This is a genomic window from Ensifer sp. ENS11 (genome assembly GCF_014851895.1).
GTDB lineage: Bacteria > Pseudomonadota > Alphaproteobacteria > Rhizobiales > Rhizobiaceae > Ensifer > Ensifer canadensis.
The window spans coordinates 11,750-31,340 of the sequence record NZ_JACVAN010000015.1 but is presented as its reverse complement, the minus strand read 5'-3'; the positions used below and the strand labels follow the sequence as shown (position 1 = coordinate 31,340).

Sequence of the window (19,591 nt, the reverse complement as noted above, 5' to 3'; positions counted from 1 at the left end):
GGCACTTCCGTTCTCCACGCCAGGGGACGTACCCCCGCCTTGCGGGGGCACTCGGCATCACAGCTTGATGCGGAAACGGGCGAATCCTTCTGCGGCTTCACCCGCATCCTCGATCGTCACGCCTTTGACCTGCGACAGGAACTGCCTTGCCTTCGGGCCGCTGTCGAACGTGACGCTGGTGTTCGCGAGTGGCGCGAAGGTCCAGTTGGCATCGGCCGCCGGATTTATGGTTCCCTGGTCAATGATGTAGCGAACCACTACGTCGCGGTTGGTGTCGGGTGCCACGAAGACCACCTTGTCGGCAGCGATATCAGGGAAATGGCCGCCGCCACCGGCGCGGTAGTTGTTCGTCGCGACGACAAATTTCTGCGCCGGGTCAATCGGTTGTCCATTGAAGTTCAGGTTCTTGATACGATTGGCTGACGGGTTGATGGCATTGCCGTCCTTGTCGAACTTCGGCGGCTCGGACAGGTCGATCTGGTAAGTGACGCCGTCGATGACATCGAAGTTGTAGGACGGAAAGTCACCGTTGATCAGGGCTGCATCCGAGGCTCCAGCCTTCACCTGGTTGAAGATGCCTGCGGACATTTCCAGCCAGTTGCGCACCTGCTCGCCGGTGATGACGACGGCCTGGACCGTGTTGGGGTAGAGATAGAGATCGGCGACGTTCTTGATGGCGATGTCGCCGGCCGGAACGTCGGTGTAGTAGTCGGCGCCGCCGCGACCGCCGGCCTTGAATGGAGCCGCAGCGGAGAGCACAGGCAGATCCTTGTGCTCCGTATCCTTCAGCATGTCCTTGATGTACCAGGTCTGCGCCTGGCTGACGATCTGGACAGACGGATCGTCGGCGACCAGGGCGAAGTAGGAATAGAGCGGCACCGCGCTTTTGCCGACCGGCGTGCGAACATAGGCAAGTGTTGCCTCGTGTTCCTTTTGTGCCGCCGCCAGCACTTCCGGCTTTTCGGCGACCTCGGCGATCACCTTCTTGTCCTCGCGCCGGTAGATCGGCCGCGCTTCGCTGGTGGAGCTGATGACGCGCCAGGCGCCGCCTTCGCGTTCGATCAGCAGATCGATCAGGCCGAGATGCGAACCCCAGAACCCGCCCATGACGCCGGGCTTGCCCGAAATCAGCCCCTTGGCATTGTCGACGCCGGCGATTTTGGCGAACTTCGGACCGGGGAAATCGAGATGGCTATGCCCGGTCACGATGGCGTCGATGCCTTCGACCGCGGCCAGCGGAACCGATGCGTTTTCGAGGTTTTCGGCGTAGTCCTGCTGACCGATGCCGGAGTGGGAAAGCGCGATGACGATATCGGCACCTTCCTCGCGCATCTGCGGAACCCAGGCTTGGGCCGCCGTGACGATATCGCGGGCATTGGCCTTGCCCTCAAGGTGCTTTGCGTCCCAGGACATGATCTGCGGAGGCACGAAACCGATGAGCCCGACCCGGATCGCATGCTCGGCGCCGGCACCGTCCTTCACCTTGCGGTCGAGAATGACGTAGGGCTTGAGGAACAGCTGGTCCTGTCGGGCATCGGCGGCGAGCGCGCCCTTGGTCAGGTTGGCGCAGACCAGCGGGAAGTTGGCGCCGTTCAGCACCTTGAACATGAAATCAAGGCCATAGTTGAATTCGTGGTTGCCGAGCGTGCCGCAATCGTAGCCAAGCACGTTCATTGCAGCGATAACAGGATGGATGTCACCATCCTTCATGCCACGCTGATAGGCGATGTAGTCGCCCATCGGGTTTCCCTGCAGGAAGTCGCCGTTATCGACGAGGATCGAGTTGGTTGCCTCCGCCCGGATGGCGTCGACGATCGAGGCCGTGCGTGCTAGCCCCAGCGTGTCGTTCGGCTTGTCGCCGTAGTAGTCGTAGGGAAAGACGTGAACGTGCAGGTCGGTCGTTTCCATGATGCGCAGATGCGCCTGGTTGGCGGCAGCACGTGCGGAGAAGGGGTGAAGCATTACCAGCGCCGAGGCGGCGGCGACGCCGGACAGAAGCGAGCGGCGCGAGAGGTGGAACGGGGATGTCGTCGATTGCATGCTTGCCCTCCATTGATGAATGCCATTGCGTGTGCAATCCGCGGTTTCTGATTTGACATGCGAACCACGGTGGGTTGGTCGCGACTATGCCGGAAAGGCAACACTTCGCAAAGCAGTTGATTCTCGCATTGCAATTCCGGTCCGTCTGCAACCGAGCTAAAGTTTTCTTTAAGCTTTCCACCTAACGGTTTGTCTGGCGAAACCGGAACCTTTTCAACAGCATGCCCAACGCCAATCTCATTATTTTCGTCGGCGAAGCACTGGTCTACGTCACGGCGATGATCTGGTTGTTGCAGCTTCGTGCCCGGCTGGGTCTCGGCGTTTTTGTCGCGGCCCTGGGCGTGATGCATTTCATCGAAACCTATCTGGCGGCGGTCTTTTACGTGCAATTGCCGTTCGGGATCGTCTCTCCGGGATCGGTCGTGCTTTTCTCCGGCAAGCTGATGATCATCCTCTTGCTTTACGTGAAGGAGGATGCCGCGACCGTCCGTCAGCCGATCTATGGTCTGCTCGCGGGAAACTTGCTCACGGTCATCCTCAGCCTGCTGCTGCGCCAGCACGAGACTGTTTCGATTGTTCCGGGCCGTTCGGCCGACATCGCCTTCATCGATGAAATGGGCGGGCTGATGGTGTGGGGGACGTTGGTTCTCTACCTCGATACGCTCCTGATCATCCTGCTCTACGAGCGTCTCGGCAAATGGTTGCGCCGCTTCGTAACCGTCCGCTTCCTGATCTGCGGTGTCGTGATCCTGAGCTTCGATCAATTGGCATTTTACGCGGCTCTGCACTGGCTGAACGATGCGCCTATGGAGGTGCTGTGGGGCGGATGGATCGCGAAAATGCTGGCCGCGACTTTCTACGCCATCGCTATCGGCCTCTATCTCAATGTTTCGCGCCATCCGTTCCTGGCGATGTCGGACCGGCCTCTCGGCGACATCTTCAACGATCTGACTTTCCGCGAACGCTATGAAGACCTGCTTTCACGGTCCGGCCAGGACACGCTGACGGGATGTCTCGACCGCAGCCGCTTCGATATCGAAGGGCCGCAGATGCTGCGCGCTGCCGTAGCCTCAAAAGCTGCGGTCAGTCTGTTGATCATCGACGTCGATCACTTCAAGGGCGTCAACGATCGCTTCGGCCACCAGGAGGGTGACCGCATCCTGCAGAAGCTTGTGGAAGTGATGAAAGCACGCTTGCGCCAGGGAGATCGGCTCTTTCGTTATGGCGGTGAAGAGTTCGTCGTGCTGTGCCCGGGATTGTCGCATGCCGATGCGCTGAGGCATGCCGAGACCATCCGGCTAGCGGTGTCCGCTGGTGTTTTCACCCCCGATGGCAAAGCCGTGACCGTCAGCATCGGATTGTCGTCCACGCCTGACGATGGTGTCGCGATTGCGCATCTGCTGTCTGAGGCTGATCTCAGGCTCTATTCAGCGAAAGCGCGTGGTCGCGATTGCGTCGTCGGCCGCTAACGCTATCGCAGCTCGTTATATGCCGACGTTCGGCCGGTCGATCACTTCCCGCAAGGAAAAGCTCGAGTTGATCTTGACCACATGGGGCAGGGCGGAAAGCCAGTCTCGGTGGATGCGTTCGTAGTCCTGCAGGTCCTTGGCCGCGACCCGCAGAATGTAGTCGTATTCGCCCGACATCAGGTAACAGACGAGAACATTGGGGCAGAGCTTTACCGCTGCCTCGAACTCGGCCAGCGTCTTGGCGAACTGCCCGGACAGGGAAATATGCACGATCACCATGATCTGGTAGTCGAGCGCCTTGTGGGCGAGGCGGGCGTGGTAGCCGCTGATGGTGCCTGATTTCTCCAGGATATCGACCCGGCGCGAACAGGCCGATGGCGACAGCCCTACCTTGGCCGCCAGATCGGCGTTCGAAATCCTGCCGTTCTGCTGAAGAATGCGCAGAATCGCATGATCGATGGCATCAAGTTCACTCATTCGCGATTTCCACCAATAGCTCGGACAATGACGCAATATTCTTCGAAATTGATGCCTCCGCGGAGACATCTTTGCAAGGACATTCGTTTCGCCGCGTGTTTTGCTGAGGGCGTGTCAATGAGGCAAAATTGCCCACAACAGGAGAGGAACGCGCGATGCGTGTCGGTTGCCCGAAGGAAATCAAAAACCATGAATACCGAGTCGGCCTGACCCCCGGGTCGGTACGTGAATATGTCGCTCACGGCCACGAGGTTATCATTGAAACCAAGGCAGGAGCGGGGATCGGCGCGGATGACGATACCTACCGTGCCGCTGGCGCGAAGATAGTCGCGACGGCAAAGGATGTGTTCGAAAAATCGGACATGATCGTCAAGGTCAAGGAGCCGCAGCCTTCCGAATGGGCACAGCTGCGCGAGGGCCAAATTCTCTATACCTACCTGCATCTCGCGCCGGATCCGGAACAGACCAAGGGTCTGCTCAATTCGGGCGTCACGGCCATCGCCTATGAAACCGTCACGGACGAGCGCGGCGGCTTGCCGCTTCTGGCGCCGATGTCGGAAGTCGCGGGTCGCCTGGCCATTCAGGCCGGTGCGACATCGCTGCAGAAGGCCAACGGTGGCCGCGGCATTCTGCTCGGCGGTGTGCCCGGTGTGCTTCCCGCCAAGGTCGCGATTATCGGCGGCGGCGTCGTCGGCCTCCATGCCGCCAGAATGGCAGCTGGACTTGGCGCTGATGTCAGCATCCTCGATCGCTCTATTCCTCGTCTGCGCCAGCTCGACGACATCTTCGGCGGTCGTATACACACGCGCTACTCCACCATCGATGCCCTCGAGGATGAGGTTTTCTCTGCCGATCTGGTCATCGGAGCCGTTCTCATTCCAGGCGCTGCCGCACCTAAGCTTGTGACGCGGGAAATGCTGACCGGGATGAAGAAGGGTGCCGTCATCGTCGATGTCGCCATCGACCAGGGCGGCTGCTTCGAGACATCGCACGCGACCACCCATTCGGACCCGACTTACGAGGTCGACGGGATCGTCCACTATTGCGTCGCGAATATGCCTGGCGCCGTCCCGGTGACTTCAGCCCATGCGCTCAACAACGCCACGCTGCACTACGGTCTGCAACTGGCTGATCGTGGTCTGAAGGCAGTCGCGGAAGATCGGCACCTGCGTGCCGGTCTCAACGTTCACCGCGGACGGGTGACCAACGCCCCCGTTGCCGAGGCACTCGGTTACGACGCCTACGCGCCGGAAGCGGTGCTCAACGTCGCCTGAACCCTAACGAAGTCGGTCCGGCCATGGCCGGACCGACGCTTCAGGGGCGCTCTATCCTGCATTGATAACAATTGTTCTTGGCCGATCGGACATGCACACTTGCGACCTCAGGCATGGAGAGCAGAGCTTCAGCGCGAGATTCGAGCTGCTCGGCGGGAACCACGCCGCCGGTCCCATAGATGATGCGCTCATTGCTGCCGTAGCCGCGCAGCAGATAGTCTTTGCTCGACGTCAGGATGGGCGGCCGAACTTCGTCGCTATATGCCGGGCATTCGTCGGCATGCATGAAAACCGGACCGGTCTCGGCATAGGGCTGCAGCGACGTAAAAGGCCGCAGCGCGAAGATCAGATAGGTGTCGCCGGCATCGACGTTGCCAAGGCAATGCCGACAGGGAACGCCGTCGCCATCGGATATCTGGCGTTCCGGCGGGTTGCCATAAGCATCGTTGCCACCCTGTCTTAGGCGCTCGGCCTGATCGGTGGACATCGGTATGTAGCGCAGGGCCATCGTGCATCTCCAGATCAATAGGGATCATTTGATGCGCACTGTGCCCCGCCTGGTGCGGCGGCGACACCCGAAACTTGCGGCCGTGCGGACGTCAGAGATTCTTAGCGAAGGCCAGCAGTTCTTCGTCCGTCAGCGGCTCGATGGTCGCTTCGCGGGTGGCGACGGGCGAGAAGCCGAATTGCTGATAGAGCTGGAGCGCCCGTGGGTGGTCGAGATTGTTGGTCGTGACCGTAACCTTGCTCGGGTTCAAGGTCCACGCAGCAAACAGCGTTTGCAGCAGGAACCATTTGCCGAGGCCAAGCCCGAGCGCGTGCTCCATCAAGCCGAAATGCGTCAGCTCGACGACGTTGTCATCGGCCTGGTGAAGCTCGAAGAAGCCGGCAGGTGCGCCGTTGACATAGAGCACGGTAACGCTCGTGCGTTTGTCGGCGAGTAGCGCAGCCAGCTTTTCGTCGCTCATGCGGATACGATCGGCCCAGTGCCAGCGTTTGCCAACCCGCAGATAGAGGAACCGATAGTAATTCAGCGGGATGTCGGACACGCGCAGGATTGCCGTCTGGATGTTGACCGGCATCGGCAAGCTCTGCTTGGGCGGTGCCGTCATTTCCAGTTCGGTGACGTGGGCAGTCAGTGAGGCGAGCTTGGGAGGGCGCATGATGTCACTCGCTGCCGGTCACAACGGAGGTATCCGCGCGGCCACCCCATTCGGACCAGGAGCCGTCGTAAAGCGTATTGTCGGTGTGGCCGAGGGATTGCAGCGCCAGCGTGATGATGGCTGCCGTGACGCCTGAGCCGCAGGTTGTCACCACGGGCTTGGAAAGGTCGACGCCCGCCTCGGCAAATGTCTTGCGCAGCGTGTCGAGATCTTTGAACTTGCCGTTCTCGGAAAAGGTGGTGGAAGGCAGGCTGTGCGCGCCCGGCATGTGGCCGGAGCGCATTCCGGCACGCGGCTCTGGCTCTTCGCCGAGGAAGCGCCCGGCGCCCCGCGCATCGGCAATTTGGACCTTGCCTGATTGCACGATGTCCTTCATGCGCTCAAGCGAGGTTACCGCCGAAGGCGTGAAAGTAACGTTGAACGTGACGGGCGTGGGCGAGGGAACGTCCGTCGTCACCGGGCGTCCGTCCTTCTTCCAGCCGTCCATGCCGCCATCGAGCACATAGACGTCCTTTGCGCCCATGATGCGCAGCATCCACCACACGCGCGGCGCGGTCATGATGCCCGGGCCGTCATAGACGACGATCGTATCGGTCTCGCTGACACCGAGCGCACCAACGGCCGTGGCGAAGGCTTCCGGCGTCGGCAGCGTATGCGGCAGTCCGCTCGTGTGATCGGCTATCGCATCCTGGTCGAAGAACACGGCACCGGGAATGTGGCCCACGTCGTACTCCGCTTTCGGGTCTCTGTTCTGGGCTGGCAGATACCAGGCGGCATCGAGAATGCGAATGGTGGGATTGTTGAGCCGCTGCTGCAACCAGTCCGGAGAAACGACGTAAGCGCTTTTGTTGTTGGTCATGGTCGTATCTCCTGTTCAGATTGTCTGGCGGTCGTCTGCCGTGCCGAAGCGGATGCGGAAACGGCGGTTTTCCTTGCCCTTCTTCTCGATCTTGGCGATGTGGATCGCGCCGACTTCCTGGGTTTCCGACACATGTGTACCGCCGCAGGGCTGGCTGTCGATCGCCGAGTTTTCACCGATGCAGACAAGGCTGACGCGACCAAGCCCGACGGGCGGGCGTACATTCTTGGATTTGACGATACCGGGGTTGGCTGCGAGTTCCTCGTCGGTGATCCACTGCAGATAGACCGGGTGGTTCTCGTCGACGAGCTTCCTCAGCGCTGCCGTCACCTCGTCCTTATCGATCGTTTCGCTCATGTCGAAATCGACCCGGCTTTCATCTTCGCCTACGGCTGCGCCCGTGATCGGGAAGGGACAAACGACGGAGAGCAGATGGCAAGCCGTGTGCATGCGCATCAGCCGGTAGCGGCGCGGCCAGTCGATATGCACGACCAGCTTCTCGCCGATATCAGGCGCTGGCTGTCCTTCCGCCGGGACATGGATGATGATGTCCTTCGTCGCGCCATGACGGGCAACGGCAACGTCGATGCGGCTGCCGTCGCTGCGCTCCAGGAAGCCGCTATCGCCCGGCTGTCCGCCTGACGTGGCGTAGAAGCAGGTCTGATCAAGCTCGATCCCGCCATCCTCCAGAATTCCGGTGACACTTGCTTCGCAAGTCGAGAGATAGAAATCTTCGCGGAAGAGGGCAGTCACGGTCTTTGTCATCGCAAATCTTATCCGACTGATTCGTATGGAACGGTGATGCTTGAGGGGCCCTTCAACCAGGCCGGAACAGGCAGGCCCTTCGAGGCCAGGAAGTCCGGGTTGAAGAGTTTCGATTGATAGCGGTTACCATAGTCGCAAAGGATCGTCACGATCGTATGTCCCGGACCGAGCTCCTTGGCGAGCCGGACGGCGCCGGCAATATTGATGCCCGTTGATCCGCCGACGCAAATGCCTTCGCGTTCGATCAGGTCGAAGACCAGCGGCACGGCCTCGGCATCGGAGATCTGGTAGGAAAAGTCTGGACTGAAGCCTTCGAGGTTGGCGGTGATGCGGCCCTGGCCGATGCCCTCGGTGATGGAGCTTCCGCTCGCCTTCAACTCCCCGTGCGCGTAGTAATTGTAGAGCGCCGCACCATCAGGGTCGGCAAGGCCGATCTTGATCGCAGGGTTCTTGGCGCGCAGGCCCTCTGCAACGCCCGCAAGCGTACCGCCGGAGCCGACAGAGCAGATGAAGCCGTCGACCTTGCCGTCCGTATCGCGCCAGATTTCAGGCGCCGTGGTGGCGACATGGGCGTCACGATTGGCGACATTGTCGAACTGGTTTGCCCAGATGGCGCCGTTCGGTTCGGTCTTTGCGAGTTCAGCGGCCAGGCGACCGGAGATCTTCACGTAGTTGTTCGGGTTCTTGTACGGCACAGCCGGCACTTCGACGAGCTCTGCTCCAAGAAGACGCAGCGCATCCTTCTTTTCCTGGCTCTGGGTTTCCGGAATGACGATGACGGTCCGATAGCCGAGTGCCTGCCCGACGAGGGCAAGGCCAATGCCGGTATTGCCGGCAGTCCCTTCGACGATCACGCCCCCCGGCTTCAACTGCCCGGCCTTCTCCGCCTCCCGGATGATCCAGAGCGCGGCGCGATCCTTCACCGACTGTCCCGGATTGAGAAACTCCGCCTTGCCGAGGATCGTGCAGCCGGTTGCCTCGGATACGGATTTCAGCCGGATCAGGGGCGTGTTGCCGATTGCTTCAAGAACGGACGGAAGAATGGCCATTTGCAGAACCTCGTGCTTGAGAACGGCCGCTGAAGCGAGCCGCGTTACCGAAGAAAAACGCCGAGTGGCCGGCGAACGTTGAGAACGACACCGGATCGCCGAAATATTGGCGTGTTTTCGGCTCAGCCTGTTTCCCAGGCAAGAAATAGCGTTTCACCGCTGCCCTGTCCCGAACAAAAAACGTCTTCGAGGGGAAAGCTTAGGGTCGAGGCCGCTCTGGGTGCGCGCCGGATATTGGAGGGGGATTGGTCTGGGCCGGGCGTGTCATTCGCCGGCCCCTTGAGTTGAGCGTGCACCGGGCGGGTGCGTGCCGAGGTATGGGCAATGAGTATGCACAAGACGAATTCCGAGCATGGGTTGGCATGGGTAACGGGAGCGAGTTCGGGAATAGGCCGAGCGCTGGCATTGCGGCTGGTGCGAGACGGCTATTCGGTGGTCGTCACCTCCAGAAATCACGAAAAACTGGTGGCCCTGCAACAGGAAGCTGCCGCCGACGGCCGCATCATCGTTCTCGATGGCGATGTCACCGACCCTCAGGATATGGAACGTGTGTTGGCATCGATCGAATATGATCACGGCGACCTGTCTCTGGCCGTGTTCAATGCGGGGGTGACAATCCCGGTGAGGGGCGACGATCTGCATCGCGACGCTTTTGAGCGGAGCTTTGCGGTCAATGTGAACGGTGTCGTCAATTGTCTGCTGCCGGCAGTGGCCCACATGAAGGCAAGGGGGCAGGGCCACATCGCCATCGTGTCGGGGGCTGCAGGTTATGGCGGTTTGCCGGGCAACGCCGCCCATGGCGCCACGAAGGCGGCCCTGATCAATCTGGCCGAGAGCTTGAAGCTCGATCTGGACCGGATCGGCATTCGCCTGCAGTTGATCAATCCGGGGCCTGTCGACACGACCGGTTCGCCGCGGCTTGGATTTGCAAGGTCCGGCATGGTCAGTGCAGACGAGGCCGCTCAGCACGTCGTCGAGGGCCTGAAGTCGAAGCATTTCGAAGTCAGCTTCCCGAAGCGCTCTATCACTATCGCAAAGTTGTCACGCCTGCTGCCATATGGTGCCTACTTCGCGCTCGTTGACCGGCTGACCCGGCAAGGCGCGACGCCGCCAAAAGCGACGAACACCCGCACGAGCGCCAAGGGGCGGCCACATCAGGCCGTGTGAAGCACCAGTACTGCGCCGAAGATCAGGGCGAGGCCGACCCAGCCGATCGGCTTGAGCTTCTGGCCGAAGAGCAGGCGGCCGCAAATGGCCGTGCCGAAAATCCCGGTCGCGCCGAGAACCGCGTAGGCGATCGCAAGTTCCATGCCCTTGACCGCTTCGGCAAGGAAGGCAAAGGCGGCGAGCACGAGAACGATGGAAAGCGCGCCCCAGCCGCGGCGCGCGAAGCCATTCGATTTGGTCGAAGCGAGATTGGCAGCGATGTCGAGGATGCCGGCGATGACGGCAAAGACGAAATAGAGACTAGGTGCGCTCATCGATGGCTCCCTCCGTGGCCGGAGCGTCCTCTTCGCGGTGTTCGCCTGCATTGACGAGCAGGATACCGGCCACCGCCATCGACAGGCCCAGCATTTCCCGGCCGGTCAGCACATGGCCGAACACGAACACCGAAACGAGCGTAATGATCGCGACCCCGGACCCCTCCCAGATGGCATAGGCAACGCCGACGGAAATGGTCTTCACGGCCTTTGCCAGGAAGACGTAGGAAAGCGCAATGGAGACATACATCACTACGTGGCCGAGATAGGAGCCATTGGCGGATGCGGCCTTCATCGCCGTCAGGCCCGCCACCTCAGTCGCGATGGCGAGCGCCAGGAAAAACCATGCAAGCCGCATGAGGAACCTTCAAGAAAAGATCTGGATCGGTTGCCTCATAGGCGTTGTCGGACGATCGGTAAAGCCTACTGCATGTTTCCTTAAATCCTATTCGATTTAAGGATAAAAACTTGCAGCCATTCAAAGTGCTACAGCGACCTTTGCGCGTCTAATAAGACGCGCGGCGCTGTAGCGGCGGCGAGCCTCATTCGAAGACGATCTGACGGACATCGATGTTGCGGGCGCGGAAACCGGCTTCGCAGTAGTAGAAATAGAACTCCCACAGGCGCTTGAAGCGCAGATCGAAACCGAGCGGCTCGATCCGGCTCCACACCGACCAGAAGCGCTGCCGCCACTCGCCGAGCGTTCGGGCGTAGTCGCCACCGAAGCCGAAATCGTTGATCATTCGCAGACCGACGTTGCGCCCGAGATCGACCAGATGCTCGCGCGTCGGCAGCATGCCGCCGGGGAAAACGTACTTTTGGATGAAGTCCGGATTGGAGCGGTACTCCTCGTAGGCTTCCGGCTTGATCGTGATGATCTGCAGGCCGGCCTTGCCGCCGGGTTTCAGGCAGCGCTTCAGCTGCGAGAAATAGGTCGACCAGAATTTTTCCCCGACCGCCTCGAACATTTCGATCGAGACGATTCGGTCATAGAGGCCCTTCTCCTCGCGATAGTCCTGGAATTTCAGCTCGACGCGGTCGGCGACGCCGGCCCTGTGCATGCGTTCCCGGGCAAACGCGAGTTGTTCGCGACTGATGGTCAGGCCGGTGACCTTGCAGCCGATCTCGGTCGCCGCAAATTCTGCAAAACCGCCCCAGCCGCAGCCGATCTCAAGCACATGGTCACCGGGCCGTAGATTCGTCGCCTCGGCCAGTGCCCGGTATTTGGCAGTCTGGGCCGACTGCAGATCGTTGGCGCCGCTAGCGTAAAGTGCCGACGAATAGGTCATGCTCGGATCGAGCCATTCACGGTAGAAGGCGTTGCCGAGGTCGTAGTGGGCAGAGATATTGCGCTGTGCGCCCGTCCTGGTGTTGGCATTGCGCCAGTGGAGGAATTTTTCCACCAGCCGCATCAACCCGCGCGCCCGGTTAGGGAATCTGTTGCCGATGTCTGCGTTGACAAGGAAAAGCTCGAGAAAGGCGCCGACATCGGGGCTGTCCCAATCGCCGTCTATATAACTTTCCGCGGCGCCGATGGTGCCACCGGTGATTGCCCGGTGCGGAAGATTCCAGTTGTGAAGTGTCACGGCGGCGCATGGCCCCGGCACCTTTCCCTTGACCAGCAGCCGCCGACCGTTGGGCAAAGCGAGCGCCAGCGCGCCGGCCTCAAGGTGAACGAGGCCGCGCAGGACCATCTGGGCCTTGAGCGGAAAGTCCTTCAGCACCTGCGAGAGATTTTCAGTCGAAAGGTGCTCGGCGTTGTCGAATTCGGCAAAGCAGGCTTCTGTATCATGCATAAACCACCCTCCGGCAATCGTTGCATCCGTAACGTGAGCCTAGCGATAATCCTGCGAGAGGCCAACCATGGATTTGTACCGGTGGCGGCGCGGTTGTAGCGATTTTTTAGGTTCTGATTTCCTGAAACGCGGCCAACGCGCGGTCGCGCGCGAAGGCGTGGTCGACGATGGGGGTGGGGTAGGAGACTCCAAGCTCGATGCCGGCGGCAGCCAGTACTGCCGAGGGGGCCGAGAATGGTCGATGGATATAACGCGCCTCGAGATCAGCGAGCTCCGGAACGAAACGCTTCACATAAAGCCCCTCCGGATCGAATTTCTCGCCCTGGAGCACCGGGTTGAAAATGCGGAAGAAAGGCGAGGCATCGGCGCCGGACCCCGCCACCCATTGCCAGCTTGCTGCGTTCGAGGCCGGATCTGCATCGACCAGCGTGTCGCGGAACCACGCCTCTCCGCGTCGCCAGTCGATCAGCAGGTCCTTGATCAGGAAGGAGGCGACGATCATCCTGACGCGATTGTGCATGTAGCCGTGGCGCCAGAGCTGCCGCATGCCGGCGTCGACAATCGGATAGCCGGTCAGGCCCCTTGTCCAGCGGTGGAACTGTTCGTCATTGTCCAGCCAGCGAAAGCCATCAAAACGACGATCGAGGTTTTGACGGCCGAGATCCGGATTGTGAAACAGCAGATTGTAGGAGAACTCGCGCCAGGCGAGTTCCTTGCGGAAAGTGACGACATCGTCCACCGGCGTTTCCGTCAGGCCACGCGTGACCTGCCAGATCTGCGCCGGAGAGATTTCGCCGAAGGCAAGATGCGCAGAGAGCATGGACGTACCTTGCGCTGCAGGGACGTCCCGCTCAGCCTTGTAGCCGGCAAGGGCATGTTCAACGAATTTGTGCAGGCGTTCGGCAGCGGCCTGCTCGCCCGGCGTCCAGATTTCGGCGAACGTCGATGCCCAGTCCGGCCGCGTCGGCAAGAGCTTCCACCGTTCAAGCTCCTCGGATGCCGGCCACCTCACAGGCGCTCTGATCATTTCCGGCGTCTCAATCGGCGCCGCCGGCTCGCCGCTGGCCTCAAGCGCACGCCAGAACGGCGTGAACACGCGATAAGGGCCGCCACCCTTCGTGAGGAGCCGTGTCGGCTCATGCAACAGTTGCCCTGCAAAGCTGCTGACGGTGAAGCCGCGTTCAACGAGCGCTTTCTTCAACGGCGCATCGGTTCCTATTCCGCTCGGGTCGTAGCGGCGATTCCAGAACACGGTCGTCGCGCCCGATTCCCGCGCTATCTCGGCGATCACATCCAACGGCGCACCGGTCCGCAGGATAAAGTCGGAGCCGTGTGCCCGCAGCGATGCCCGCAATGCCTGGAGCGAATGGTGCAGCCACCAACGCTGCGCGCCACCAAGCGGCCCATTGCCGCTTTCCTCCGGTTCATTGATGTAGATCGGAATCACCGGTCCACCCGTCTGCGCCGCGGTGGCAAGTGCCTGATTGTCTTGAAGGCGCAAATCTCGACGAAACCAGACCAGAATCGGCGTTGTGGGATTTGCGCTCATGACATTCCCGGGGGCGAGGAAGGAGGAAGGCGTCGCCGGCACCATAGCCGCAAAATGAAAAAGAGCCATTCGGGCGTTACCGCGAATGGCTCTTTAAAAACTGGCTCCCCGGGCCGGATTCGAACCGGCGACCTGTCGATTAACAGTCGAATGCTCTACCGCTGAGCTACCAGGGATCATCTGCGCGGCGTGTCCTGCAGAAGTGAGGCTGCTAATACAAATGCTTTTCCGATTTGCCAAGCTGTTTTTTTAAAAAAAGTGAGAAGTTTTGTTGCGAGCCTGTGGAGAAGCCCCCAATTGTGGGAAAGGCAGCCGGATAGGGAATGATGCATAAAAACAGAAAACAGACGCATTTCGGCATAGACCCGCACACACGGCAGATCGTGCTTGGCAAATGGCGCCTGAGGCTGCCGGAATCACCACTGCTGCGCATGCTGGTTGGCGGGCTGCTGATATTCGGCGGCTTTCTCGGCTTTCTGCCCGTGCTCGGATTCTGGATGGTGCCCTTGGGCTTACTCATCCTCTCGCACGATATTCCTTCAGTACGCCGCCGCCGCCGAAGGTTCGCAGTCTGGTGGGCGCGCCGACGCAACGGGACGGGGTCTTCGAAGGAACGATGATTCTTTCGCGAGGGCGATCCTCGCTTCGACTGGGCGCCACAAGCTCACGCTACACGGAAGCCGAGCCTATTCGGCTCCTTCGTCGGCGACGATGTGGCGGCGGCTCCAATCGAATAAAAGTCATGGACCGCCGCGTCCTCCCGACCGACTTGTGCGCAAACTCCCGCATTCGGGCTGTCGTTGAAAACCATTCGGCAACGGATCGGCAGCATAATGCCGCCCGGATTAAGGATGGGGCGGAATGGCTAAGACCACGACAAGCCGCGGGCGTCGCCGCGGCAGCCGGACAAAGAAAAAGGGCGGAATGCTGCCCTGGTATCTCGCCGCGGTGCTGACAGTCGGCGGCGTTGTTGCGTACGACCACCGTGGACAGTTGCGGGATCTGCCGGGCGTTTCGGATGTGTTCGCATCGGCGCCCAAGTCGACATCCACATCCAGGTCGGACGATCGGCCGAAGGCGCAGGCCCGTGTCGCCATGCCCTCGGCTACGCACAAGACGAAGCCTGTCGACGGACCGATACCCGCAGTCAATGTCGGGTTGGCCGCACCGACACCCGTCGAGCGCCCGATCGCGCAGCCCACGGCCGTCGAGCCCCAGGCGAATCAGTTCTATTTCTGCGGTACCCGCAACGACAATTGCGTCGTCGACGGCGGAACATTCCGCTACCAGGGCGAGGAGATCCGTGTCGCCGACGTCGATGCACCGCGAATCAAGCAGGCGAGTTGCGATAGCGAACGTGCCCGCGGCTTCTACGCCAAGCAGCGATTGCGCGAGTTGCTGAACGCCGGCGAGTTCAGGCTGATCGAGGCCATCGGCAGGAGCGACGACAAGAACAGCGAAAAGCTGCGCGTGGTGATGCGCGACGGCCGCTCTCTCGGCGCCGTGCTCGTATCGGAGGGCTTGGTTCGGCCCTGGAAGGGACAGCCCAAGCCCTGGTGTTAGACGGTGCTCGGCGTCATCAGAGAGAATGATGAGGGCCGGAAGCGTGTAGCCGTCTAAGTTATCCACCGAGCGCGATATCAATACCGATTATCAACCCCAGAGCCGATAGTGCCAGAAAGAACACAACAAGAGAGCTTGCTAGAAGCAGCTTGATGGGATTGGCTCGGAAATCTGCCTTAAGGTTCGGGAAAATTGGCGACATGTCCAATCGGCCGGTCACCGCGAGCTGGAATAGACGCCAGATTGCGACCGCAATGCACATTCCACAGAAAACTACCGTCAGTATGAGCTTGGGTAGATGATCAACTCTGGATTCAACGTCCAATTCCCTGAAGAATCTTGGTGCAAGGTAGCTTTACCGTGAAACGGTGTACAAGGTAGCAGCGCCCCGCGACGTCGGAAGAAGGGTTGGACGGAAGATTCGGGCCGTCTGTCGAAATGGTAAATCCATCCAATTGCCTCGTGTCGGACGCTGCCGTATAGCGCCCGCCGCCTGTCGTCGAAGGGGTTCGCGGCGATCCGTTATGGGGCCGGATCGGTAAGCCTGTGGAAGAGTTGGAGAAAGATGGAATTTCAGAAATGCCTGAGGACGTTTTTCAGAAATCCCCTCTTGCGCTCTTTCTATATTCATTCTAAACGCTCGCCACGACTTGATAATCTCAGTCGATGAGGCCTCGTGGCGGAGTGGTGACGCAGAGGACTGCAAATCCTTGTACCCCGGTTCAATTCCGGGCGAGGCCTCCAAAGCCACTCCTAAGTAGTTGAATTAGTTTCGCTATTTGGACTGCAGGATTTCATCTGCTGCCACACATTCCTCTTTGTGTGGCAATTGGTTCCCGTTATCTCCCTCTTCGACGTTCGATCCAAGCAGCAGATTGCCGATTCCATCCCCATTGCTTCTGGCAACACTCTGCCTCGTCAAGCGCGCCCGTTCGCGTTCCGCGAGTAGATCTTCGACGTCTTGGCGGCGCAACGAACGCCCCCCTCATTCAGGGTGCAGCAGTTTGAACGGCTGCGGCCGGCGTCCTGCCAGCCGCGCCTGTCGTCACTCCGCCGGGATAAACTTGAGCGTTCCTGCGAGCCTTGGGCCGGTCGATCCCTTCGTGTCCATCGGGTGGTTGATGCCGTCGTTCACCGGTAGCTCCTCGAAATCGAATGGGCTTATGCCTTCAAGGCACGCGGCGTTGACGCCGTAGAAATCCGGGTTCGCGCGCGGCTTGTGGAATGTGTAGATGCCGCACTTCGAGCAGAAGTAATGCTCTGCAGCCTTCGTGTTGAACTGATATTTGGTGAGTGCCTCGCCGCCGGAGAGAACCGTGACCCCGTCCTTGGCGGCAGAGACGGCAACCGCGCCCTTCAACTGGCAATAGGAGCAAGTGCAACGGCGGGCGGTGCGGAGGCCGCTCTTCAGTTTCACATTGAAGCGAACCGTTCCGCAGTGGCAGGCTCCGTCAAGGTTCTGAACATCGAGATTCATCCAATCATCCATCTGATTTTGAAGCGCATTTGATGAGCTTTCTTATGAGGTGGGTTGCTTGTGCTCAAGCGCATTCGGGGGCAGTCTCAATCCAGAGGACCGCACTCCCGTTGAGGCCGTTCGTTGTAGGGCCATCAGCCGATTGGGCTCAGGCGCGGGGTACGAGGCGTCTCGTCGCGCATCGGGCACATATTCAGACCAAGTGCCCGATACGTGCGCCAGCACGCTTTCGTGCTCCACGTCGGGGACGTTCCGCGGCCCGAGCCGATGCGTCGCAAGAGCGCTCGGCCAACGGATCGTGCGGAGAAAAAGCCTACGGCCGTTCGCATCCGTCCTGCATCATCCGCGCGAGGAGCGAACAGTCCGCGTCGCACCGTTGCCTTTCTTGGGTACGAACCTAGTTACCCATACCGTACCCAAGCGAGGAATTGCTGAATGAACCGTAATGGGCTCTATCTGATCATTGCCATGCTCGCCGTCGCCGTCATTGGTCTCGGCGCCTATGTCTACCGCGAGGAAACAAAACCGACCGGCGTAGAGATCAAGATTGGCCAGGACGGGGTTTCCGTTCAGGAGAATTGAGCGCCATCGGCCACACGCTCAACAGGTTTGGCAGCGGCGAATGCCGCTGGCGGTCGACGCCCCACGCGAGGTTCAAGGCGAACGCAGATCCGAAGGCGGTCGAAATACCGGCCATCGGTGGCGTAAGCGGCCGCGTGCTCGTTGCGAGCGTCAACGAAAGTGTGACGTAGATAGGGCGGGCGAGCGCGTGATTCAGCCCCTCGCACGATGAAAGCAACAAGTCACCCAGCGCCTGCGCGATTGGCTAAAGCGGTTCTCCGTCAATAGCAGCCCGATTGTCGAAAGTGAAACGCTGTGCGTGCCTGCGCAAAGGACATGCTGCCGGCACGCAGGTACGGTTTTCGGGGGGCAAGGAACATGGGCCAATGCGGCGCGTCCAACACGCGCAGCGAGGCTGCCCGCATCGCAGCCAACCACTGTTTTCAAAGCGCAATTCGACCGGGCTGCGCTTGCCCGCCAGTTTGCGAACGTCCGCAGTCGCCAACGACATGGCCTTGCGAGGACGCGCCCCGAAATGGTGATTCGGTCACTATTGTCAGTGCTGAAAATATTGTCTCTAGACAGAACTGGGAATGAATATCCCAACAGCGCGACCCGTATAGGTAGTGTCAAACAAAGCCAACAATGGAGGAAAAGACATAAAATGAAATATAAGATCGCCCTGACTGCTCTTGCCATTCTTGCCGTAACGACGGCCACCGCAAGCGCTGAGGATCTCGTCTTTCAGCTTAAGAACAAGACGAATGCCGTTTTGACGAACTTCTACACATCGCCGGTCGGTGTTGATCAGTGGGAAGACGACGTCTTCGGGCGGCAGGTGCTTAATCCGGGCGAAAGCATGGAAATTACCATCGCCGACGGACGTGATGTCTGCAAATACGACATGCGCTTTGAATTCGAAGAAGGTTCCGGTCTCGACACGACTGAAGACAAGCAGGATCTCTGCGAGTTGGGCGAGTACTCGATTCACGAGTAAAATCCGTCGAGCGTGAAAAACACTCGATCCGAAAATCTCCGTCTCGCTACCCTATGTGGCGAGACGTTGAAGTAAGAGAGCGGCTGGCCGGCATGAAGGCGGCTAGAGCGTTTCCGGTTTAAACGGAGTCACTAGGCGCTCTATCTATTTGTTTTTACGCATTTCCTGGCGGAAAACCGCTCCGCACTTTTCCTCGAATTGCGCTGGCGTGAGACGGGCTTAGTGGTAGCGGCGGATCAAGCCGACGAGCTTGCCCTGAATCTTGACCCGGTCAGGCCCGAAGATGCGCGTCTCATAGGCCGGGTTGGCGGCCTCTAGAGCAATTGAAGCGCCCTTGCGCCGGAAGCGTTTCAACGTTGCTTCCTCGTCATCGACTAGTGCCACGATGATATCGCCGGGATTGGCCGTGGTGGCATTGCGGATGATCACCGTATCGCCATCGAAAATGCCGGCCTCGATCATCGAATCACCCTTCACTTCAAGGGCGTAGTGCTCGCCGCTGCCGATCATATCGAGCGGCACGGTAATGTCGTGGGTGTTGTTCTGTATCGCCGAGATCGGCACGCCGGCGGCAATGCGGCCCATCACTGGAACCGACACGGAGCTGTTGTCGGCAACCGGCAGCGTTTTCGCCGCGGGGGCAGGGGCGGGCGGTTTGCCAAGGCTACCCTCGATGACGCTCGGCGAAAACCCGCGACGGGGCTGCGCGCTCGCAGCATAGGCTTCCGGCAGTTTGATGACTTCGAGCGCTCGGGCGCGGTTGGGAAGCCGGCGTATGAAGCCGCGTTCCTCGAGCGCTGTGATCAGCCGGTGAATGCCCGACTTGGATGCCAGGTCGAGTGCATCCTTCATCTCATCGAAGGACGGCGGTACACCGGACTCCTTCATTCGTTCATGGATGAAAAGAAGCAATTCCTGTTGCTTGCGGGTCAGCATGGCAAGTCGCTCCAGAGGCGTGAAACAAATCAAGAACAGACACTATCTGTTCCATATGTGTTCCGCAAGTGCCTAAAATTCTGTGAATGTTGGTTCAATCAAGCGCAGATTGACCAACTCGTCGCTGCACGCGCC

Annotated in this window: 20 protein-coding genes and 2 tRNA genes; 8 read left to right on the top strand and 14 right to left on the bottom strand. The window is 60.0% G+C overall.

Annotated features, from left to right (window positions below; all coding sequences use genetic code 11):
- Positions 1-57: 57 nt before the first annotated feature.
- Complete coding sequence (locus tag IB264_RS23950; protein WP_025427032.1) at positions 58-2,040, bottom strand: bifunctional 2',3'-cyclic-nucleotide 2'-phosphodiesterase/3'-nucleotidase; 1,983 nt, start codon at positions 2,038-2,040, stop codon at positions 58-60.
- Positions 2,041-2,261: 221 nt separating this feature from the next.
- Here IB264_RS23950 and IB264_RS23945 point away from each other — a divergent pair, with 221 nt between their 5' ends.
- Complete coding sequence (locus tag IB264_RS23945) at positions 2,262-3,509, top strand: GGDEF domain-containing protein (protein ID WP_025427033.1); 1,248 nt, start codon at positions 2,262-2,264, stop codon at positions 3,507-3,509.
- 15 nt (positions 3,510-3,524) lie between these two features.
- On the opposite strand, the gene IB264_RS23940 is transcribed toward IB264_RS23945, so the two are convergent.
- Positions 3,525-3,986 (bottom strand): Lrp/AsnC family transcriptional regulator, encoded by a 462-nt coding sequence (locus IB264_RS23940; RefSeq protein WP_025427034.1) that lies wholly within the window; start codon positions 3,984-3,986, stop codon positions 3,525-3,527.
- Positions 3,987-4,141: 155 nt separating this feature from the next.
- Here IB264_RS23940 and ald point away from each other — a divergent pair, with 155 nt between their 5' ends.
- Positions 4,142-5,260 carry an alanine dehydrogenase gene (ald, locus tag IB264_RS23935; RefSeq protein WP_025427035.1) on the top strand — a complete coding sequence of 373 codons (1,119 nt, stop codon included), beginning with the start codon at positions 4,142-4,144 and terminating at the stop codon, positions 5,258-5,260.
- Positions 5,261-5,300: 40 nt separating this feature from the next.
- On the opposite strand, the gene IB264_RS23930 is transcribed toward ald, so the two are convergent.
- From IB264_RS23930 to IB264_RS23910, 5 genes are all read right to left on the bottom strand, one after another.
- The gene (locus IB264_RS23930) at positions 5,301-5,768 is read right to left on the bottom strand and encodes a DUF1203 domain-containing protein (protein WP_025427036.1); all 468 of its coding nucleotides are present in this window, start codon (positions 5,766-5,768) and stop codon (positions 5,301-5,303) included.
- 91 nt (positions 5,769-5,859) lie between these two features.
- Positions 5,860-6,423 (bottom strand): GNAT family N-acetyltransferase, encoded by a 564-nt coding sequence (locus IB264_RS23925; RefSeq protein ID WP_025427037.1) that lies wholly within the window; start codon positions 6,421-6,423, stop codon positions 5,860-5,862.
- A 4-nt stretch (positions 6,424-6,427) separates the two neighbouring features.
- A complete protein-coding gene (gene sseA / locus IB264_RS23920) occupies positions 6,428-7,282 on the bottom strand; it encodes a 3-mercaptopyruvate sulfurtransferase (RefSeq protein ID WP_025427038.1) in 855 nt (284 codons plus the stop codon).
- A 15-nt stretch (positions 7,283-7,297) separates the two neighbouring features.
- Positions 7,298-8,047: an alanyl-tRNA editing protein gene (locus tag IB264_RS23915; protein ID WP_025427039.1), complete on the bottom strand. Its 750-nt coding sequence runs from the start codon at positions 8,045-8,047 to the stop codon at positions 7,298-7,300.
- 8 nt (positions 8,048-8,055) lie between these two features.
- A complete protein-coding gene (locus IB264_RS23910) occupies positions 8,056-9,096 on the bottom strand; it encodes a cysteine synthase A (RefSeq protein ID WP_025427040.1) in 1,041 nt (346 codons plus the stop codon).
- A gap of 324 nt (positions 9,097-9,420) precedes the next feature.
- Between IB264_RS23910 and IB264_RS23905 the strand changes: the two genes are divergently transcribed.
- Complete coding sequence (locus IB264_RS23905) at positions 9,421-10,263, top strand: SDR family oxidoreductase (RefSeq protein WP_025427041.1); 843 nt, start codon at positions 9,421-9,423, stop codon at positions 10,261-10,263.
- On the opposite strand, the gene IB264_RS23900 is transcribed toward IB264_RS23905, so the two are convergent.
- The 5 genes from IB264_RS23900 to IB264_RS23880 all read right to left on the bottom strand — a co-directional run bounded on the left by IB264_RS23900 (position 10,251) and on the right by IB264_RS23880 (position 14,098).
- On the bottom strand, positions 10,251-10,577 hold the full coding sequence (locus IB264_RS23900; protein WP_025427042.1) for an SMR family transporter: 327 nt from the start codon (positions 10,575-10,577) through the stop codon (positions 10,251-10,253). The two genes, IB264_RS23905 and IB264_RS23900, sit on opposite strands and share 13 nt — an antisense overlap.
- Positions 10,564-10,935 carry an SMR family transporter gene (locus tag IB264_RS23895; RefSeq protein ID WP_025427043.1) on the bottom strand — a complete coding sequence of 124 codons (372 nt, stop codon included), beginning with the start codon at positions 10,933-10,935 and terminating at the stop codon, positions 10,564-10,566. Before IB264_RS23895 ends, IB264_RS23900 begins: the two co-directional genes overlap by 14 nt.
- Positions 10,936-11,119: 184 nt before the next feature.
- Positions 11,120-12,373, bottom strand: coding sequence for a cyclopropane-fatty-acyl-phospholipid synthase family protein (locus tag IB264_RS23890; protein ID WP_025427044.1), 1,254 nt, complete (start codon positions 12,371-12,373; stop codon positions 11,120-11,122).
- 106 nt (positions 12,374-12,479) lie between these two features.
- Positions 12,480-13,922: a deoxyribodipyrimidine photo-lyase gene (locus tag IB264_RS23885; protein WP_025427045.1), complete on the bottom strand. Its 1,443-nt coding sequence runs from the start codon at positions 13,920-13,922 to the stop codon at positions 12,480-12,482.
- A gap of 101 nt (positions 13,923-14,023) precedes the next feature.
- Positions 14,024-14,098, bottom strand: a tRNA-Asn gene (locus IB264_RS23880).
- Between the two features lie 150 nt (positions 14,099-14,248).
- Here IB264_RS23880 and IB264_RS23875 point away from each other — a divergent pair.
- The 3 genes from IB264_RS23875 to IB264_RS23865 all read left to right on the top strand — a co-directional run bounded on the left by IB264_RS23875 (position 14,249) and on the right by IB264_RS23865 (position 16,229).
- Positions 14,249-14,542 (top strand): hypothetical protein, encoded by a 294-nt coding sequence (locus IB264_RS23875; RefSeq protein WP_025427046.1) that lies wholly within the window; start codon positions 14,249-14,251, stop codon positions 14,540-14,542.
- A gap of 241 nt (positions 14,543-14,783) precedes the next feature.
- Positions 14,784-15,485, top strand: coding sequence for a thermonuclease family protein (locus tag IB264_RS23870; RefSeq protein ID WP_025427047.1), 702 nt, complete (start codon positions 14,784-14,786; stop codon positions 15,483-15,485).
- 670 nt (positions 15,486-16,155) lie between these two features.
- Positions 16,156-16,229, top strand: a tRNA-Cys gene (locus IB264_RS23865).
- Between the two features lie 301 nt (positions 16,230-16,530).
- Here IB264_RS23865 and IB264_RS23860 read toward each other — a convergent pair.
- On the bottom strand, positions 16,531-16,962 hold the full coding sequence (locus IB264_RS23860) for a GFA family protein (protein ID WP_025427049.1): 432 nt from the start codon (positions 16,960-16,962) through the stop codon (positions 16,531-16,533).
- Positions 16,963-17,397: 435 nt separating this feature from the next.
- On the opposite strand from IB264_RS23860, the gene IB264_RS23855 reads away from it, so the two are divergent.
- Complete coding sequence (locus tag IB264_RS23855; RefSeq protein WP_025427050.1) at positions 17,398-17,544, top strand: hypothetical protein; 147 nt, start codon at positions 17,398-17,400, stop codon at positions 17,542-17,544.
- A gap of 643 nt (positions 17,545-18,187) precedes the next feature.
- Positions 18,188-18,520, top strand: a complete 333-nt coding sequence (locus IB264_RS23850; protein ID WP_025427051.1) for a hypothetical protein — start codon at positions 18,188-18,190, stop codon at positions 18,518-18,520.
- Between the two features lie 219 nt (positions 18,521-18,739).
- Here the strand turns inward: IB264_RS23850 and lexA are convergent, their stop codons facing one another.
- Positions 18,740-19,456, bottom strand: coding sequence for a transcriptional repressor LexA (gene lexA / locus IB264_RS23845; RefSeq protein WP_025427052.1), 717 nt, complete (start codon positions 19,454-19,456; stop codon positions 18,740-18,742).
- Positions 19,457-19,591: the final 135 nt, after the last annotated feature.

Coding starts and splice junctions, on each gene's coding strand:
- IB264_RS23870 (WP_025427047.1), top strand. CDS start 14,784: ATGGCTAAGACCACGACAAGCCGCGGGCGTCGCCGCGGCAGCCGGACA.
- IB264_RS23895 (WP_025427043.1), bottom strand. CDS start 10,935: ATGCGGCTTGCATGGTTTTTCCTGGCGCTCGCCATCGCGACTGAGGTG.
- IB264_RS23860 (WP_025427049.1), bottom strand. CDS start 16,962: ATGAATCTCGATGTTCAGAACCTTGACGGAGCCTGCCACTGCGGAACG.
- lexA (WP_025427052.1), bottom strand. CDS start 19,456: ATGCTGACCCGCAAGCAACAGGAATTGCTTCTTTTCATCCATGAACGA.
- IB264_RS23945 (WP_025427033.1), top strand. CDS start 2,262: ATGCCCAACGCCAATCTCATTATTTTCGTCGGCGAAGCACTGGTCTAC.
- IB264_RS23950 (WP_025427032.1), bottom strand. CDS start 2,040: ATGCAATCGACGACATCCCCGTTCCACCTCTCGCGCCGCTCGCTTCTG.
- IB264_RS23850 (WP_025427051.1), top strand. CDS start 18,188: ATGAAATATAAGATCGCCCTGACTGCTCTTGCCATTCTTGCCGTAACG.
- ald (WP_025427035.1), top strand. CDS start 4,142: ATGCGTGTCGGTTGCCCGAAGGAAATCAAAAACCATGAATACCGAGTC.
- IB264_RS23875 (WP_025427046.1), top strand. CDS start 14,249: ATGCATAAAAACAGAAAACAGACGCATTTCGGCATAGACCCGCACACA.
- IB264_RS23915 (WP_025427039.1), bottom strand. CDS start 8,047: ATGACAAAGACCGTGACTGCCCTCTTCCGCGAAGATTTCTATCTCTCG.
- IB264_RS23885 (WP_025427045.1), bottom strand. CDS start 13,922: ATGAGCGCAAATCCCACAACGCCGATTCTGGTCTGGTTTCGTCGAGAT.
- IB264_RS23900 (WP_025427042.1), bottom strand. CDS start 10,577: ATGAGCGCACCTAGTCTCTATTTCGTCTTTGCCGTCATCGCCGGCATC.
- IB264_RS23940 (WP_025427034.1), bottom strand. CDS start 3,986: ATGAGTGAACTTGATGCCATCGATCATGCGATTCTGCGCATTCTTCAG.
- IB264_RS23930 (WP_025427036.1), bottom strand. CDS start 5,768: ATGGCCCTGCGCTACATACCGATGTCCACCGATCAGGCCGAGCGCCTA.
- IB264_RS23925 (WP_025427037.1), bottom strand. CDS start 6,423: ATGCGCCCTCCCAAGCTCGCCTCACTGACTGCCCACGTCACCGAACTG.
- IB264_RS23910 (WP_025427040.1), bottom strand. CDS start 9,096: ATGGCCATTCTTCCGTCCGTTCTTGAAGCAATCGGCAACACGCCCCTG.
- IB264_RS23855 (WP_025427050.1), top strand. CDS start 17,398: ATGAACCGTAATGGGCTCTATCTGATCATTGCCATGCTCGCCGTCGCC.
- IB264_RS23890 (WP_025427044.1), bottom strand. CDS start 12,373: ATGCATGATACAGAAGCCTGCTTTGCCGAATTCGACAACGCCGAGCAC.
- sseA (WP_025427038.1), bottom strand. CDS start 7,282: ATGACCAACAACAAAAGCGCTTACGTCGTTTCTCCGGACTGGTTGCAG.
- IB264_RS23905 (WP_025427041.1), top strand. CDS start 9,421: ATGAGTATGCACAAGACGAATTCCGAGCATGGGTTGGCATGGGTAACG.